This window comes from Candidatus Methylomirabilota bacterium (assembly GCA_036001065.1).
Taxonomy (GTDB): Bacteria; Methylomirabilota; Methylomirabilia; order Rokubacteriales; family CSP1-6; genus MNEF01.
The window spans coordinates 1-16,270 of record DASYUQ010000152.1; the positions used below are offsets into that span (position 1 = coordinate 1).

Here is a 16,270-nt window from a genome sequence, read left to right on the forward strand (position 1 = left end):
TTCGGGGTCAACACCACCGCGAGGCTCGAGGCCAGCAGCACCACGGCCACCGCCCAGAACCCCACGGTCTCGACCCTCACTCGGCGCTCTCCTTCGCTTTCCCCTCGGGCGCGCCCGCGCGCCCCTCGGCCGCCGCCGCCCCGTGTCCCCGGGCCTCGCCGCGGGCGGGCTTGGGCGGCGCCTGCATGTCGCGGAGCTTGTTGCCGGTGGCCCACGACGGCGCGAAGTCGAGCCCGATGGCGTGCAAGCGGTCCTTGTCGAGCAGCATCTCGCGGCGGTCGGCCGTGGCCAGGTCGAAGGACTTCATCATGATGATGGCGTCGGTGGGGCAGACCTGGACGCACAGCTCGCAGAACTCGCACGCGTACAGCTCCAGCGTGAACGTCTTGGCGTAGTTCCGCTCCTTCGTCTTCAGCATCTCGACCTTGATGACCTGGGGCGGGCAGATGTACTCGCAGAGCCGGCAGCCGATGCAGGCCTCCTCGCCCGTCTCCTTTTCGTAGACGAGCGCCAGGACCCCCCGGAAGCGGTCCGGATACGGCCGCGGCGTGTCCGGGTACATGATGGTCACCGGCTTGCGGAAGAGGTTGCGCAGGGTGACGCCCATGGCCCGACCGACCGCGCGGGCCAGCTGGCCCGCCTCGCTCCACAAGCTCCCCGCCGGCGTCCCGTTACGCCCCACGCCCGAACCCCGCAGCGACGACGAAGCCGGTCGCCAAGAGCAGGATGACGGTCGCCGGCAGCAGCAGCTTCCAGGAGATGGCCAGGATCTGGTCCACGCGAATCCTCACGAAGCTCCAGCGGACCCACGTCACCAGCAGGAACACCAGGACGGCTTTCAGCAGGAACCAGAGCGGGCCCAGCCACGAGGGGCCCGGACCCAGCCAGCCCCCCAGGAACAGCAGCGCGCCCAGAAACGAGGTGCCCATCAGGTGGGCGTACTCGCCGAGCTGGATGAGCGCAAACTTCATGCCGCTGTACTCGACGCGGAAGCCGGCCACCAGCTCCGACTCGGCCTCCAGGATGTCGAAGGGCACCCGGTTCTCGGCGGCGATGGTGGCGATCACGTAGGCGATGAAGGCGAGTTGGCCGATCACGGGATAGAAGACGAACCAGCCGAAGAGGCCGTGCTGGCCGGCGACGATCACCGACATCTGCATCGACCCCACCAGCACCACCGGGACCAGCGCCGCGAAGATGAAGGGCAGATCGTAGGAGATGATCTGGTTGACGGCCCGCATCGCCGAGAGCAGGGCGTACTTGTTGTTCGATCCCCAGCCGCCCATGAAGAGGCCGACGATCTCGAGCGCGGAGATGGCCAGGAAGAAGAGGACGCCGATGTTCAGGTCGGCCAGCCCCAGTCCGGGGGCGAACGGGATCGTCGCGAAGATCAACATGCAGGGCAGGAGGAACACGAGCGGCGCCAGGTTATAGACCCAGCGGTCCGACGCCGTGGGCACGATGTCTTCCTTCAGCATCAGTTTCAGAGCATCAGCGATCGGTTGCAGCCAGCCGTGGGGCCAGCCGACATAGTAAGGCCCGATCCGCGACTGCATCCGCGCGGCGAACTTCCGCTCGAGCAGTGTGATGTAGGTCACGACGAGGATGATCGCGTTGAGGAGGACGAAGGCGACGATGAGATGCGTCACCGGTCCACCTCGCCGAAGACCGGGTCCACCGAGCCCATGATGGCGACCACGTCCGCCACCTTGTGGCCGGGCAAGATGTGGGGGAGCGCGGCCAGGTTGGAGAAGGAGGCGCCCCGCCACTTCATGCGGTAGGGCTTGGGGCTGCCGTCGCTGATCAGGTAGCAGCCCACCTCGCCGCGCGCGCCCTCGACGCGCGCATACCCCTCTCCCTTCGGGACGCGGACCTGCCCGACCGACTTCACGCCCGGCCGCGAGGAGATGGGCCCCTCGGGCAGGCCGTCGAGCACCTGGCGCACGATCTTGATCGATTCGCGGAACTCCTGCATCCGCACCCGATAGCGGGCGTAGCAGTCGCCGTCCGTCTCCACCGGGATCCTGAACTCGAAGTCCTGGTAGGAGGAGTAGGGCTCGGCGCGACGCACGTCGTAATTGACGCCGGAGCCACGGATGAGCGGCCCCGAGACCCCGAGCTCCTGAGCCAGCTCGCGCGAGATGACGCCGACGCCCTGGGTGCGCACGAGGAAGAAGGCGTTGCCCTCGAGCATCGCCTCGTACTCGTCGAGGCGCTTGGCCACGAAGTCGATGGTCTGACGGCACGTCTCGGCCCAGCCCGCCGGCAGGTCATAGCGCACGCCGCCGACCTGGTGGAAGCCGTAGAGGAGCCGGGCGCCGGTCAGCGCCTCGAAGAGATCGAGGATCATCTCGCGCTCGCGCATGGCATAAAGGAAGACCGTGGCGCCGCCGCCCAGCGCCCCTCCCATGTCCAGACACCACGTCCCCAACCACAGGCAGTGGGAGGCGACGCGCTGCAGCTCGGCGACGAGCACTCTCAGGTACTGCGCGCGCTTGGGCACTTCGACCTTGCCCACCTTCTCCACGGCCGCGACGTATGTGAGCTCGGAGGTCATCGCCGCCACGTAGTCGGTCTTCGAGGCGATCGAGGGATACTGCACGTAGGTGAGCGTCTCCCCGAGCTTCTCGTGGCAGCGGTGGAGGTAGCCGATCACCGCGTCCACCGCCGCCACCGTCTCGCCTTCGAGCTGAAGGATGGCACGGAAGACGCCATGGGCGGACGGGTGCTGGGGCCCCATGTTCATCAGGAGCCGCTCGTTGCCCCCGTAGCCGACCTCGACGATCTTCCGCGCTTCGACGTCCATTTCAGTTAACTCGGAGGGGGGCTCCGCCCCCCTTCCGAAGCCTCCCCCCACGATTGCGGCGGCAAAGCCGCCGCTCGAATCGCGTCATCACGGTCTACTTCATCGGGGAGAATGGCGCCGGGTTGAGGACGACCGACCGCATCTCCACCAGGAGCGGCGCGGTCTTACCGAGAAACGCTTGCCACTCGGGGTCTTGCAGCACCTTGCCGCGGACGGCGGTGCGCTCGTTGAGGTCGCGATACGCCCACAGGTGGACCACCTCGTTGAGCTGCCCCATCTCGGTCTGCCACAGCCCGACGTTCTTCGAGTACTTCTCCCGGACCGGCATGATGGCCTTGAAGTGGCTGAGCCACTCCGCGGCCTTGCCGGGGATCGTCCGGTACGTGCGCAGCTCGTAGACGTGGCCGCTGTCGCCCGGCGGCTTGAACGGCAGCTGAGGCGAGAGGATCTTGTTCTCCTGGGCGAGCTGGAGCGGGCGGATCTTCGGCACGTAGCTCTTCGCCCAGTCGTCGTTCTTGGCCAGCTCGGCGCGCAGGCGTTCCCGCTCGTCCAGGTCCGCATAGCTCCAGAGGTGCACGACCTGGTTCAGCGTCCCGAACTCGGTGGACCAGTATCCTTGGAGCGTCCCGTACTTGTCTCCCCGGACCTTCCGCCCGACCTCGCCGGAAAGCTTGAGGTACTCGCCCTGCTTGCCCGGGACCAGCGTGTACGTGCGCAGCTCGTAGATCATGGGTGGCTCCTTCGGTTAGCGGTACGGCGCGTGGGGGGTATCGACCGCGTAGTCCTTTCGCAGCGGGTAGCCCTCCCAGTCCTGGGGCAGGAGAATGCGACGGAGATCGGGATGGCCGTCGAAGACGATGCCGAACATGTCGTAGCACTCGCGCTCCATCCAGTCGGCACCGCGGTAGAGTCCGGTCAGCGTGGGGCAGTGGGACTGGCCCGGGCCCAGGCGCGTCTTCATCATTAAGATAAGACCCGTATCGAGGTTTTCCAGCCGGCAAACCACCTCGAAGCCGTCCCCCTTCCAGTCCACCGCCGACAGCCAGTTGAAGTAGAGGCAGCCCAGCTCGTGCTTGGCGAAGCGCGCCAGCTCTTCCCAGCGCTCGACGGGCAGGACCACGGTCAGGAGGCCGTCGTCGCGCGTGGGCTCGAAGCCAAACGTCTCCCGGACTCGGGTCACGGCGTCGGACGGGGTCACGCGCGGATCAATCTTCCGGAGTGGAGGATGGCGACCGTTTGCCCGTCTTCTGGAACTCCGCCACTCTCTCCTGCAGCTTGAGCAGCCCGAACATGAGCGAATCCGGCGTGGGTGGACAGCCGGGGACGTAGACGTCGACGGGCACGACCCGGTCCACGCCTTTCACGACGTGATAGCCGTGACGAAACGGACCGCCCGAGTTGGCGCAGGAGCCCATCGAGAGGACCCACTTGGGATCGGGCATCTGGTCGTAGATCCGCTTGAGCATCGGAGCCATCTTGATGGTGACGGTGCCGGAGACGATCATGAGATCCGAGTGGCGCGGCGAGGCCCAGGGCACCATACCGAAGCGCTCGACGTCGAAGCGCGACGCGAACGTCGCCATCATCTCGATCGCGCAGCAGGCCAGGCCGAAGGTGACGGGCCAGATCGACGAGCTGCGCGCCCAGTTGAAGATCTTCTCGGTCGAGGTGACGACGATCCAGCCGCCGGGCAGGTGGTGGATGGCGTCGGCGATGGCCGCCAGCGCGTTCGAGGTCTTGTCGCCCTCGGGTCGCTCCTGCCGGTACTTCTCCCACTCCTGGAGATCCTTGATCTCCGTCCAGACCGGCGGCCGCACCTGGGCCACCGGAGGCTTCACTTCCATTCGAGCACGCCCTCCCGGTAGGCGTAGAGCCAGCCCAGCCCGACGATGCCGACGAAGGCGGCGACCACCCAGAACGCGGTCATCCCGGCCGATTTCAAGATCAGCGCCCACGGGAACAGGAACACCGCCAGCGTGTCGAAGAGGATGAACACCAGGGCAACCAGATAGAACCCGGCCGGGAACTGCACCCAGGCCGACCCGATCGGCTCCGCCCCGCACTCGTAGTTCATGAGCTTGACGGGCTCGGGGCGCGAAGGCCGGAGTAACCACGACACCCCCAGGGACACCACGCCGAAGGCGACGATCAGCGCAGCAAAAATGACAACGGGCAGATATCCGGACACGGCGACCTCCATGGAAATTCAGCTCGGAGCCAATATATCATGCCTGGTCAGACCAGTTCTCCGATGCACGCCCATCTATGCTGCACCCCCATCTATGCTCGCCTGGTACGATGGAAGCGTGAGCCCTGGCGGACACCTGATCACCACCATGGCGGCCTGCGCCGCGTCGGCCACCCTCCCCGGGTCGTGGCCGCTCACGGCCGGCATCGCGGTGGGCGGTTTCCTGATCGATGTCGACCATGCCCTCGACTACGTGCTGGTCGAGCGGCAGCGCGACCTCCGCCCCGGCGCCTTCCTCCGCTACTATCTGGAAGGGCGCATGCGGCGAACCGTCCTCGTGCTCCATTCGTATGAGCTGCTCGGGCTGCTCGGGCTGCTGGCCTGGCGGCTCGATCTGCTGCCCCTCACCGGCTACCTCATGGGCGCGCTCATGCACCTGGTGCTGGACCTCGTGTTCAACGGTGAGGTGACCCCGCGCTCGATCGGGGCCTTTTACAGCTTCGGCTACCGGTTGGCTCACCGCTTCGACGCCCGAGCGCTGCTCGGCGACGAGCCTCGGCAGGTGTCGCCCAACTTCTGGGCCGCGTTCTTCTCGGGCTTGTGGCCGCCCGGCGCGGCCGGGCGCTCCGGTCGCGACGCGGACCGGGTGCCGCCGGCACTGCCGAGCGCATAGAGCGCAGTCGTGGCGCCGGCCGCGGGCTAGACTCCGGGCAGCAATGCGGGTGCTCGTCATCGAGGACGAACAGGAGGTCAGTGCTGTCTTCCGCGACTTTCTGCTCGAGTTGGGACACGAGCCCGTCCTCGTCCGGAGCGCCGAAGCGGCGCTGAACAAGCTCGAGACCGAACGCCCCGACGCGATCATCCTCGACATCCACCTGCCCGGTCTCTCCGGTCTCGACTTCCTCCAGCTCCGCCCCGTTCGTGACTCGGGCCTACCCATCGTCGCCGTCTCCGGCGTCGTCACCGAGAGTCAGGCGCGCGAGTGCCTCCGCCTCGGCGCGATCGACTTCGTCGGCAAGCCGGTGCCGTTCGAGCGCCTGGGGCAGGTGCTGGCCTTCATCGAGCCTCACGCGCTGCACCGGCAGCTCGCCTCCGCAGGCCAGGGTCCCGAGCGCCGGCGTGGGTCGCGGGTGCGCGTGACGTTCCCGGTGCGCCTCGTGCGCTACGACGGCAGCGAGTGGGACGGCTGGGCCGCCGATGTGAGCCCGTTCGGGATCCGGGTCCGCACCAACGCGACGCTCAGCGCGGGCACGGCGGCGAACCTGTCGTTCACGCTCCCGGACGGCAAGGGGCCGCTGCGGGTGATGTCGCTGCACGTGCGCGCCGACGACGACGGGCACGCCTTCTACTTCATGAACCTCACCGCCGAGGACTTCGAGCGCCTCACCGACTTCGCGCGCCGGCTGCCGACCTAGACCTCCGCGCACGCCGGACGCGATCGCTTGCAAATCGTCGCGCTCGTACTACGCTCGGAGGCGAGAGCGGTCGGAGTCGGGTGGAAAAATTTTCCCGCGTGCGCGTTCGAGATCCCGGAGGAGTGCGATGCGGTTCTTTCGGCCGGAGATAGAAGCCACCCTCAAGACGCTGGGCGTCCTCACGCTCATCGGTCTGGTCGTCTGGCCTTTCGCTTGGGACTACGAGCAGCGGCGGCAAGCGCGCACCTGGCAGAGCATCGCCTGCGCGTACCGGATGAGGGAGGCGGCCGTCCGGGCGCCGGTCATCGCCGGCGTCGACTACGGACGGAATCCCTGCCAGACGCTGCAGCGGCTCGGGCTCACCCTCGAGCCGCCGCGCTGATCAAGGCATGCGCAGGCAGGCCCGGCGTATCGTCGTCGCCACGGTGGGCGGGGTCGTCCTGCTCGTCGGCGTGGCGCTGATCGTCCTGCCCGGGCCCGCCTTCCTCGTCTTTCCCGCGGGCCTGGCCATTCTGGCCACCGAGTTCGCCTGGGCGCGCCGCTTGCTAGAGAGGACAAGGAGCAGGTGGAAGTCTAGTGCCGTTCCAACTATTCGCGCCTAGGAAGGCACCGTGTACGTCGTTCGTGGACAGATTTAGTACCAACAAGTTGGAACGGCACTAGGCGCTCTTCTCGCTGAGCGCGGCGAGGGCGGCGTCGGGCCCGTTCTTCTCCAGCCGCGTCCGGACCTCGGCCGCGAGGACGGGCGCGCGGGCCTCGCCCTCGGGCCCCTCGAGGACCAGCCGGCGGTAGGCCTCGGCCAGGCGCGTCGACACACCGAAGCCGCGGCCCTGGCCCGCCTCGAGCGCCGCCGCCTGCAGAACGCTCTCCAGCAGGTGGTCGAAGAGCCCGGTCATCCGCTGCCGCACCTCGCCGTACCCCTTGACCAGCTGCGCCGCCCGCGCCACCTGGCACGCCAGCGCGTCGTTCCACTCGGCGCAGCGACGCACCGCCGTCAGCCAGCGCTCCATGCGCTCGTGCTCCCGGCGCGCGCGATAGGAGAGAGGCCGCAGACGGCGGCAGCGGGCCAGCAGCCACAGCCTGAGAAACCCGAGAATCGTCGTGGTCTTCACGTGCTGGCCGGGCGTGGGCCGCCCGTGCGGCCACCGCCGTTCCGCCCACCGGGCCAACGGGGCCACCAGGCGGTAGGGCAGGATGCCGTAGAGCTCGTCGAGGTCCGGCTTGAGGTAGTCGGTGACAACGATCTCGGCGCCGTCGGCGCGCGTCTCTTCCCGGATGCGCGCGAGCCGCCCGGCACGCGTCTTGAGATCCGCCACGCGGATGGCGTCCTCGTAGGTCATCCAGACGGCCAGGTGCCGGGCGACCAGCCGCGCCAGCTCCGGATCGCGACCCGATCCGACGAAGGGGGCCAGGCGTTCCAGATAGCGCGCCGCGTACTTCGCGTCCTGATAGTCGATGAGCCGGGCCAGCGCCACGCCCATGATCGGGCGCAGGCTCTCCGGGAAGGCGGTGAGGGCGTCCGCGAAGCCAGCCGGCACGCCCCGCGGCGGTTCGGGATCGAGCCGCGGCCGCTCCGGGCGCCGGCGAGCCAGATCGAGCCCGACCTCGAAGCCACGGACGTTGGCCTCGACCTGGACGCGCTTGCGCTCGATGGCCGCCCGGTAGGCCTCCGGACGGATAGGCAGGGCACCGCTCGCCGCCAGCGCCCCCAGCAGGACCGCGTTGACCTCCGTCCCGTGCTCGCGGGCCACGGCGAGCGCGTCGAAGGCGATGAGCGCGCACGAGAAGGCCCGGGCCGCGGCCTCCAGCTGCTGGGAGGGATAGACGCTGCGCCCCGTCGCCATCTTCTCGTGGATCGAGTAGAGGCGGTGGGTGCTGGCGATGATCGTCGTGCGGTCCGGCGACGGAATCCCCGCCTCGATCGCCCGGCCCACTTCCAGGAACTCCGGCGCGAGCAGCACGTCGAGCGCGCCGGGCACGGGGTAGAGCGAGAAGGCGAGCGTGTCGTCGGCGGCCCCCGTGAAGACCTCCACGTAGTAGGTCGTCGAGCCCGTGCGCTGGGCCACGCCCGGGATCGAGGTGGAGTGCGCCACCAGCCCCTCGCTGAGGGCGGCCTCCCCGATCCACTCCGCGAGCACGCCGCCGCCCTGTCCGCCGACCGCGGGGATCAGGAGCGAGAGGAGGCGCGGCGAAGCTGGCGCGCGGACCGTCGCATCACGGTCAGGCATCGCCCGCGTGGACCCGGGCTCGCTCACGCGGTGGCCAGGCGCCCGATGACGGCCGCGCGAACTCTGCCGAGCCAGCGCTGCCAGCGGGTCGGATTCCGGACGATCCGTACTTCGTAGAACGAGGGGCAGAGGGCGGCCGCGTGCGCCACCTCGCCGCACACGCCGCAGCCCACGCAAGTCTGGTCCACGTGCGCGACAGGGTCGTCGCGCAGCGGGTCGGGGTTCTCGCGGAGCGTCAGCGACGGACAGCCATTGAGGCGCATGCACGAGTGGTCGCCCGTGCAGACGTCGGGATCGACGCCGAAGCGCGGCTGGATCACCGGCTGCCCGGCGGCGGCGCGCTGGCGCATCAGCGGGCGCTCACGGCGCTGGCGCTCGAGCTGGCACTCGCCCCGCGCGATGATGACCTTCAGGCCGTCGTAGCGCGCGGTCAACGCCTCGCGGAGCGTGCCGATCATCTCCCCGATGCGGTACGAGTTCACGGTGCGGATCCACCTGACCCCGACGCCGCGCAGGGCCTCGGGGATGGTCATGCCCGTCGGCTCCCCGCGCGCGTTCTTCCCCGTCGACGGGTTGTGGTGCTGGCCGGTCGCCGACGTGTAGAAGTTGTCGAGGATGACCAAGACCGAGTCCTGCTTGTTGAACATGGCGTTGGCCACGCCGTTGTTGAGTCCGTTGTGCCAGAAGCCGCCGTCGCCCATGATCGAGACGACACGCTTGCCGAAGAGCGGCGCCACGGCGCTGGAGGAGGCCAGGCCCAGACCGTAGCCCAGCACCGAGTTGCCGACGTTGAAGGGGGCCTGGGTCGAGAAGGTGTGGCAGCCGATGTCCGCCGCGACGTGCGTGTCGCCGATGGCCGGCTCCTTGGTGCGGAGGATCTTCAGCGCGCTGAAGACCGGGCGCTCGGGGCAGCCGGTGCAGAAGGTGGGCGGGCGCTTGGCGATAGGCTGGGGCAGCGCCGCCCGGACCTTGTCCTGGTGCCCGAACAGCGCCCGGTAGCGCTCCTCGAGGAGCGCGGCGCCGACGGAGCGGGTCTCGGCGCGGGCCAGGAAGCGCTGGAGCCCGGTGATGACGAGCTGGGGCCCGTACTCGCCGTGGGGCGACATGAGATCTTTGCCGTGGATCGCCACGTCCAGCTTCGCCTCGTGGGCCAGCGCCTTCAGCTCCTGCTCGAGGTAGTTCGGCATCCCCTCCTCGACGACCAGCACGTGACGCTTGCCGCGCAGGAATCCGGTCAGCTCCTCCGGCGCCGTCGGGTGCAGCACGTTGAGGACCAGGAGCGGCACGGCCGTGCGCCCGTGGACGTCGGCGAGCCCCAGGGCGTGGAGGCCGCGGACCGTCGTGTTCCAGAGCCCGCCCTGCATCACGATGCCGAGGTGTGCCTCCTCGCCCGGGTGGTGCTCGTTGAGGCGATGCTCGACGATGTAGCGCCGGGCGGCTGGCAGCCGCTTCTCGAACTTCTGCGCCTCCATGGCGTACGTGAAGGGCGGCAGGTTGATCCGCTCGAGGCTGAAGCTCGGCGCCGTGAGCGGCGCCAGCATGCTGATCGGGGGGCGGACGTTGTCGCGGCAGCGGAGGGCACCACGCATGTGACAGGCGCGGATGCGGATCGAAAAGAAGACCGGCTGGTGGCAGGCCTCGCTGAGGCCGAAGCCCTCCTCCACGAAGCGCGCGAACGACGGCAGGCTGTTCCTGGGATCGATGAGCGGCACGCTCGACTTCAGCGCCGAGGAGTGCGTGCGTTCCTGGAGAATGCTGGCGCCTTCCCCATAATCCTCGCCGATGACGATGAGGGCGCCGCCGACGACGCCCGCCGAGGCGACGTGCGAAAGCGCGTCGGAGGCCACGTTGGTCCCGACCACCGACTTCCAGGTGACGGCGCCGCGCAGCGGGTAGTTGATGGACGCCCCCAGCAGCGCCGCGGCGGCGGCCTCGCTCCCCGACTGCTCGAAGTAGATGCCCATCGGCTCGAGCAGCGGCTCGTTGGCGTCGGCCATGACGTCCAGCAGGTGGGAGATGGGCGCCCCCGGATAACCGCCGACGTAGCTGACGCCCGACTCGAGCAGGGCCTTGGTGATGGCCAGGATGCCCTCGCCGCGCAGGATCTGCCCGGCGCCGTACCCGAGCTGCGTGACGTCCTCGGCGAAGCTCCGCTCACCCATGCCTGCACCCCGTGACGACGGCCGTTGGGAGACCCGGCGATTCTGGGGCGATTATACCGGGCGGGCTGGACGGGCGCGCGACACTGATCCCCAGGAGGCCCGGCGGCGATGGCGAGAGCCACGCTCGAGCCCTACCGGACGAAGCGGCGCTTCGAAAAGACGCCTGAGCCCGCGCCGCGGCGGCGGAGCCGGAAGCTCAAGGGAGGCTGGAGCCTCGTCCGCCTCCGTGGCCGCCACTGGCTTCTGACCAAGCGACGCGACCGCTACGCCTCCACCAAGGACATCACGGTGGCGGCCCCGACGTCCGTGCTGACCGGGCGCACGCTCGCGCAGATCGCAGCCGACGAGGGGGGCGACGTCGCCAAGGCGGCCCCCCGATGCTGGCCACGCTGGTGCCGGAACCCTTCCACCGGCCGGGCTGGGTCTACGAGGAGAAGTACGACGGCGTCCGCGCCCTCGCCTACCGCCGCGGCCGGCGGCTGCGCCTCTACTCGCGCAACCTGAAGGACATCACCGCGGAGTTCCCCGAGATCGCGGCGGCCCTGGAGGCGCTCCCGGGCGGTGACTTCGGGCTCGACGGCGAGATCGTCGCGTTCGATCGCCACGGCGTCTCGCGCTTCCAGCTCCTCCAGCGGCGGGCCCTGGGCGAACGGATCCGGCCCCTCTACGCGATCTTCGACGGTCTCGGGCGGGACGGCGTCGGGCTGCTGCGGCGCCCGCTCGCCGAACGCCGCCGCACGCTCGAAGCGATCGTGCCCCCGCGCCGCGGCGTCCTGATGCGCGCGCGCCGGCTGCCGCCCAACGGGCTCACCGCCTACCGCCTCGCGCAGAAGCGGGGCTGGGAGGGCATCGTCGCCAAGGACGACTCCTCTCCCTACGAGCCGGGTCGGCGTTCGCAGAGCTGGCTCAAGGTCAAGTGCCGCAAGGAGGCGGAGTTCGTCATCGGCGGCTTCACGGCTCCCGCCGGGCAGCGCCAGCACTTCGGTGCGCTGCTCGTCGGCCTCTTCGACGGCCCGGCCCTCCGGTTCGCCGGGAAGGTCGGGACGGGATTCTCCGGCCAGACGCTGGCGGATCTTTACGCCCGGATGCAAGCCCTGCGGGCCGAGGAGTCTCCCTTCCGCCCGGCGCCCCGCGAGGCGGGCGCCACCTGGGTCTGCCCGGAGCTCGTCGCGCAAATCGCCTTCGCCGAGTGGACGGCGGACGGCAAGCTTCGCCAGCCGGTCTTCCTCGGCCTTCGCCACGACAAGAAGCCCTCGGAGTGCACCTGGAGCGCGCGTGAGCTCTAGCAGGCTGCGGAAAAACCGGGTGGAAGGAACACGTTTGCGGGTCCCACGGTCTTACGAAGGGCGTCGCACTGCTCCGCTCGCTGCGGCGAGGAGCCGCGCGGACGCGTCTACGCAGCTCTCCCGCTCATCCCGTTGCCTCGCGCCTGATCGGGCTTTCAGGGAGTCTCACTGTGCGTCGCTACCCGCCACAAAACGACATTGGGTGCCTGAAATACGCGAAACGCGCGTCACTGGCGTTGCTTCGCTGGATTTATTATGACCCTGGTGTGCCGAGCCTTCGTCGCAAGCGTGAGAGAGCGGCCGACTTCCTCGTGCCTCGAAATACGTCGCGCAGGCGTGGCCCTGGTCGGCCGGTGGTACTATGATTCGTTGCCGAAGCGGCAAGTGCCGGGGTGGCGGAACTGGCTATACGCGGGGGCCTCAAAAGCCCCTGCCCGCAAGGGCGTAGGGGTTCAACTCCCCTCCCCGGTACCACTCTTAAAGCCGTTCGGTGTTTCCTTGACAGTTTTTTTGCTGACCTGTAACGTGATCCGGCGCGTGGGGCTGTAGCTCAGTTGGGAGAGCACAAGGCTGGCAGTCTTGGGGTCAGGGGTTCGAATCCCCTCAGCTCCACCAAACCTAGGAGATTCATCGAGACGGGGTAGGCGGTACCAATGAAGGATCGCCTACCCCGTCGTCTTTTCTGCCTGATTTCCTCGGTAAGGGTCCCGCCACGGCCCCATCGAGCTCACACGGCGTATGTGAAGGTGCAGGCGAGGGCGCTGACGGCTCGCGGGCCAACATGGGGGACCGCGGTGATTTTCGTGGCGCTGCTGCGGTCGGTGAGCGTCCTGCTCCCATCGCCCATAGGTGATGACTCCCCAGACAGTGCGGAAAAGAACCGCGGGGCCAGGCGGGGCGGGCGGGAGCGGAATCGAGAAATTCGGCCCCGCGAATGGGAGATTCGAGCTCGTGCACGTCCTCGTGATCGTGGAGGTGTACGCGCCACCCGCGCTTGGGTTGCCCTGAGCGTCCGCGATGGTCGCCGCACCCGGAGCGCCAATGGAAACCGCGACGCAAAACATCAACGCGAATAGAGTGAGGCACAGCGTCTTCCTTCCTCCAGCCGTTGCGAAAGGTGGCGGACTCGAGGTTGGAGTTGGCTGGACTGTCACGAGGAGAACTCATCATTCAGTCAGGGACGCGGAACCCAGGTGTCAGGGACGCGGAACCCAGGTGTCAGAAACGTCATAACCGGAGGTTTGGCTCAGCGTCAGCGCGCAAGGCGTGGGGGTCGAGAACGCGAAGAGGCCACTCCAAGGCCTGGGGCAGCGCACGACGTCCTGGTTCACAGATCGCCGCGTTCGTTCACGGAAAACTACGGGTCGCAAGCCTGCTGTCAAAGGGAAGACCCAATCAAGACGCGGACTTGCGAAGCGGCCCTGTGACTCCGTGTCTCTCTTCGGGCGGGGATACGTCGACGCGTGAAGCGCCACATCCCTACCAGCGCTCGCGCCACCCTCTCCGATGCTAAGCGTCGCGCACGCCCTAACCGCGGGGCGGGCGAGATGAGCCGGGTTGCCGAAGACGAAGACGGCCCGCGTCGATCTGCTAGAATTGCCCACCTTTGGGGGCGTCACGTCGAGCAGCGAAGAGAGCAGGTGGCAAGGGCAGTGCCTCGTCCACCAACGAATCGGCGGGGGTTACGGAGGCTTTCCGTAACCCCCTTTTTTCAGGCGCGCCGCGGTCACGCGCCTTGACAGTCCGTGGACGCCGACCGAGAGTCTCGCCCACCCGACGGCGCCACCGGTGAGGCCATGATCTACCGAGTCTTCTACTTCGCGGGCGCGGCCGTGGCGCGCCTGGTCGCCCGACTGCCCGACAACTACCACCGCGTCACGCTGGGCGAGGCGAGCGACGCCGTCGACACTCCCGCGGTCGTTCTCGTCGACGCCGTGATCGACCAGCTGGAGCGCGCGCTCGCCCTCAAGCGGCGGCACGCGGCGCTCGAGATCGTCGTGCTCGGCGACGCCAGCAGCCTGCCGGCGACTCCGTCGGAGCACGTCTACGCCTACCTCGTAAACACGCTGCCCGCCGCCATCATCGCGCAGGCGCTCGCCAACGCCTTCCTGCACGCGCAGCTCCGCGCGGAACAGGAGCGCACGAAGGCGCACCTGGAGCGGTTGACCACGGAGTCCCAGAAGCTGAATGCCATCGGCATCGCGCTCTCGGCCGAGCGGGACAGGGCGGCCCTGCTGGGGCTCGTCCTGTCGAAGGCGCGAGAGATCACGCACGCCGATGCCGGGTCCCTGTACCTCGTGGAGGAGGACTCGGAGGGATCCCGGCAACTCCGCTTCATCGTCGTCCAGAACGATAGCTTCCCGGCGCCGTTCGAGGGCAGCACCCTGCCGGTGGACTCCCAGAGCGTGGCCGGTCACGTGGCGCTCACGGGAGAGGTGCTGAACCTCCAGGACGCCTACGCCGCGCTCCCGGGGGCGCCCTTCGAGATCGACCGCAAGTACGATGGGCAGACCAGCTACCGCACGAAGTCCATGCTCGTGGTGCCGATGAAGACCCCCGACGGCCACACCATCGGCGTTCTCCAGCTCATCAACTGCAAGCTGGATCCGGGGCGGCGCCTCGGCTCCCGGGAAGAGATCGAGCGGGAGGCGCGCCCCTTCCCCGCCCGCTTCGAGGATCTCGCGTGCTCGGTCGCCTCCCAGGCGGCCGTCGCGCTCGAGAACAGCCGGCTCTACGCGGAGCTGCGGGCCGCGCTGGCCAAGGTCGAAGCCTCGCAGCGACGCATCGTGCAGGTCGAGCGGCTCCGGGCCCTGGGCGAGATGGCGGGCGGGCTCGCCCACGATTTCAACAACACGCTCGCCGTCGTCCTGGGCCGGGCCCAGCTCCTCCTCAACCAGACCGACGATCCCGAGATCCGCCGCCAGCTGCGCGTCATCGAGGAGGCGGCGACGGAGGGCGCGCGGACCATCCGCCGGATCATGGAGTTCGCGCGCAAGCGGCGCGACCGGCCGTTCCAGTCGGTCGAGCTGAACCAGCTCATCCGGGAGGTCGTGGAGCTGACCCGACCCCGCTGGAAGGACGACGCCGAGGCCAGGGGCATCGCGTACGAGGTGCGCGTGGAGACCACGCCGGTGCTGCCGGTGGCCGGCGATCCCTACGAGCTGCGCGAGGCCCTGACCAACGTCGTGCTCAACGCGCTGGACGCCATGCCCAGGGGTGGCCTGATCATGCTGGCGACGAGCGGCGAGGGCGACCACGTGCGCTGCGTGGTCACGGACACCGGTGTCGGAATGACCGAGGAGGTCCGTCACCGGGTCTTCGAGCCGTTCTTCACCACCAAGGGGGAGAAGGGGAGCGGGCTCGGGCTGAGCGTGATGTACGGAATCATCGTCCGGCACGGCGGCGAGGTGGACGTCGAGAGCCGCCCCGGCCACGGCAGCGCGTTCACCATCCGGTTGCCGGTGGCGCGAGAACCGGTCGCGCCGCCGGCCCCGCCGGCCCCGGCGCCGCCGCGGCCCGGCGCCCGCGTGCTGGTCATCGACGACGAGCCCCACGTCCGCGCCATCATCATGGAGACGCTCACGCGCGACGGATACCAGGTGATCGCGTGCGGGGACGGGCGCGAGGGCATCAGCCGATTCGACGCAGAGACGTTCGACGTCGTGGTCACTGATCTGGGGATGCCGGGCCTCACCGGCTGGGACGTGGCGCAGCACGTGAAGCGCCAGCGCCCGCGGACGCCGGTCGTCCTGGTGACGGGCTGGGGGGACCGGCTGTCTGCCGAGGAGATCCAAACTCGCGGGGTCGACTTCCTCGTGTCCAAGCCCTTCGCCCTCGACCAGGTCCGCGCGGTCGTGCGCCGGGCCCTGGTCCCGCGCTAGCTTAGTCGGAGGGGGCGGACGTTACGGCCCCCTCCGAGATCCATAGTCAGAGGGAGCCTCACGGCCCCTCTGAACCTCCCCGGTGGGGATTGCGCCGGCAGAGCCGGCGCTCGAAAACGGCGAGCAGTGGTCGCAGTGAGCGTGCGCCATCCGCCGAAAGACTCCTAGTGCCGTTCCAACTATTCGCGCCTAGTGCCGTTCCAACTATTCGCGCCTAGTGCCGTTCCAACTATTCGCGCCTAGTGCCGTTCCAACTATTCGCGCCTAGGAAGGCACCGTGTACGTCGTTCGTGGACAGATTTAG

Annotated in this window: 15 protein-coding genes and 2 tRNA genes; 8 read left to right on the top strand and 9 right to left on the bottom strand. The window is 68.8% G+C overall.

From position 1 onward, the window contains the following. Window positions 1-76: 76 nt before the first annotated feature. The 7 genes from VGV13_15000 to VGV13_15030 all read right to left on the bottom strand — a co-directional run bounded on the left by VGV13_15000 (window position 77) and on the right by VGV13_15030 (window position 4,994). Window positions 77-652: an NADH-quinone oxidoreductase subunit I gene (locus tag VGV13_15000; protein HEV8642402.1), complete on the bottom strand. Its 576-nt coding sequence runs from the start codon at window positions 650-652 to the stop codon at window positions 77-79. A 19-nt stretch (window positions 653-671) separates the two neighbouring features. Then, a complete protein-coding gene (gene nuoH, locus VGV13_15005; GenBank protein ID HEV8642403.1) occupies window positions 672-1,649 on the bottom strand; it encodes an NADH-quinone oxidoreductase subunit NuoH in 978 nt (325 codons plus the stop codon). Next, window positions 1,646-2,806, bottom strand: a complete 1,161-nt coding sequence (locus VGV13_15010; protein HEV8642404.1) for an NADH-quinone oxidoreductase subunit D — start codon at window positions 2,804-2,806, stop codon at window positions 1,646-1,648. Before VGV13_15010 ends, nuoH begins: the two co-directional genes overlap by 4 nt. Before the next feature lie 94 nt (window positions 2,807-2,900). After that, window positions 2,901-3,536 carry an NIPSNAP family protein gene (locus VGV13_15015; protein ID HEV8642405.1) on the bottom strand — a complete coding sequence of 212 codons (636 nt, stop codon included), beginning with the start codon at window positions 3,534-3,536 and terminating at the stop codon, window positions 2,901-2,903. 15 nt (window positions 3,537-3,551) lie between these two features. Further along, the gene (locus VGV13_15020; protein ID HEV8642406.1) at window positions 3,552-4,004 is read right to left on the bottom strand and encodes an NADH-quinone oxidoreductase subunit C; all 453 of its coding nucleotides are present in this window, start codon (window positions 4,002-4,004) and stop codon (window positions 3,552-3,554) included. 7 nt (window positions 4,005-4,011) lie between these two features. Then, on the bottom strand, window positions 4,012-4,650 hold the full coding sequence (locus VGV13_15025; protein ID HEV8642407.1) for an NADH-quinone oxidoreductase subunit B family protein: 639 nt from the start codon (window positions 4,648-4,650) through the stop codon (window positions 4,012-4,014). Continuing rightward, entirely contained in the window at window positions 4,641-4,994 is a 354-nt protein-coding gene (locus tag VGV13_15030) for an NADH-quinone oxidoreductase subunit A (GenBank protein ID HEV8642408.1), read from the bottom strand. Before VGV13_15030 ends, VGV13_15025 begins: the two co-directional genes overlap by 10 nt. 118 nt (window positions 4,995-5,112) lie before the next feature. Here VGV13_15030 and VGV13_15035 point away from each other — a divergent pair, with 118 nt between their 5' ends. From VGV13_15035 to VGV13_15050, 4 genes are all read left to right on the top strand, one after another. Next, window positions 5,113-5,667, top strand: a complete 555-nt coding sequence (locus tag VGV13_15035; protein ID HEV8642409.1) for a hypothetical protein — start codon at window positions 5,113-5,115, stop codon at window positions 5,665-5,667. A 43-nt stretch (window positions 5,668-5,710) separates the two neighbouring features. Beyond that, window positions 5,711-6,409, top strand: a complete 699-nt coding sequence (locus VGV13_15040) for a response regulator (GenBank protein HEV8642410.1) — start codon at window positions 5,711-5,713, stop codon at window positions 6,407-6,409. 127 nt (window positions 6,410-6,536) lie between these two features. Continuing rightward, complete coding sequence (locus tag VGV13_15045; GenBank protein ID HEV8642411.1) at window positions 6,537-6,791, top strand: hypothetical protein; 255 nt, start codon at window positions 6,537-6,539, stop codon at window positions 6,789-6,791. A gap of 7 nt (window positions 6,792-6,798) precedes the next feature. Then, entirely contained in the window at window positions 6,799-7,011 is a 213-nt protein-coding gene (locus VGV13_15050) for a PGPGW domain-containing protein (GenBank protein ID HEV8642412.1), read from the top strand. A 57-nt stretch (window positions 7,012-7,068) separates the two neighbouring features. On the opposite strand, the gene VGV13_15055 is transcribed toward VGV13_15050, so the two are convergent. Both VGV13_15055 and VGV13_15060 read right to left on the bottom strand, forming a co-directional pair. After that, a complete protein-coding gene (locus tag VGV13_15055) occupies window positions 7,069-8,637 on the bottom strand; it encodes an indolepyruvate oxidoreductase subunit beta family protein (GenBank protein HEV8642413.1) in 1,569 nt (522 codons plus the stop codon). A 23-nt stretch (window positions 8,638-8,660) separates the two neighbouring features. Next, on the bottom strand, window positions 8,661-10,799 hold the full coding sequence (locus VGV13_15060; GenBank protein HEV8642414.1) for an indolepyruvate ferredoxin oxidoreductase subunit alpha: 2,139 nt from the start codon (window positions 10,797-10,799) through the stop codon (window positions 8,661-8,663). Between the two features lie 377 nt (window positions 10,800-11,176). Here VGV13_15060 and ligD point away from each other — a divergent pair, with 377 nt between their 5' ends. The 4 genes from ligD to VGV13_15080 all read left to right on the top strand — a co-directional run bounded on the left by ligD (window position 11,177) and on the right by VGV13_15080 (window position 15,966). Then, the gene (gene ligD, locus VGV13_15065; protein ID HEV8642415.1) at window positions 11,177-12,085 is read left to right on the top strand and encodes a non-homologous end-joining DNA ligase; all 909 of its coding nucleotides are present in this window, start codon (window positions 11,177-11,179) and stop codon (window positions 12,083-12,085) included. Between the two features lie 386 nt (window positions 12,086-12,471). After that, window positions 12,472-12,559, top strand: a tRNA-Leu gene (locus tag VGV13_15070). A 65-nt stretch (window positions 12,560-12,624) separates the two neighbouring features. Beyond that, window positions 12,625-12,700: transfer RNA gene (locus tag VGV13_15075), tRNA-Ala, on the top strand. 1,181 nt (window positions 12,701-13,881) lie between these two features. Continuing rightward, on the top strand, window positions 13,882-15,966 hold the full coding sequence (locus tag VGV13_15080; GenBank protein HEV8642416.1) for an ATP-binding protein: 2,085 nt from the start codon (window positions 13,882-13,884) through the stop codon (window positions 15,964-15,966). Window positions 15,967-16,270: the final 304 nt, after the last annotated feature.

Excerpts from the sequence above, each read along its gene's own strand:
- VGV13_15025 (HEV8642407.1), bottom strand. The coding sequence starts at position 4,650 with ATGGAAGTGAAGCCTCCGGTGGCCCAGGTGCGGCCGCCGGTCTGGACG.
- VGV13_15045 (HEV8642411.1), top strand. The coding sequence starts at position 6,537 with ATGCGGTTCTTTCGGCCGGAGATAGAAGCCACCCTCAAGACGCTGGGC.
- VGV13_15055 (HEV8642413.1), bottom strand. The coding sequence starts at position 8,637 with ATGCCTGACCGTGATGCGACGGTCCGCGCGCCAGCTTCGCCGCGCCTC.
- ligD (HEV8642415.1), top strand. The coding sequence starts at position 11,177 with ATGCTGGCCACGCTGGTGCCGGAACCCTTCCACCGGCCGGGCTGGGTC.
- VGV13_15050 (HEV8642412.1), top strand. The coding sequence starts at position 6,799 with ATGCGCAGGCAGGCCCGGCGTATCGTCGTCGCCACGGTGGGCGGGGTC.
- VGV13_15080 (HEV8642416.1), top strand. The coding sequence starts at position 13,882 with ATGATCTACCGAGTCTTCTACTTCGCGGGCGCGGCCGTGGCGCGCCTG.
- VGV13_15010 (HEV8642404.1), bottom strand. The coding sequence starts at position 2,806 with ATGGACGTCGAAGCGCGGAAGATCGTCGAGGTCGGCTACGGGGGCAAC.
- VGV13_15060 (HEV8642414.1), bottom strand. The coding sequence starts at position 10,799 with ATGGGTGAGCGGAGCTTCGCCGAGGACGTCACGCAGCTCGGGTACGGC.
- VGV13_15040 (HEV8642410.1), top strand. The coding sequence starts at position 5,711 with ATGCGGGTGCTCGTCATCGAGGACGAACAGGAGGTCAGTGCTGTCTTC.
- VGV13_15015 (HEV8642405.1), bottom strand. The coding sequence starts at position 3,536 with ATGATCTACGAGCTGCGCACGTACACGCTGGTCCCGGGCAAGCAGGGC.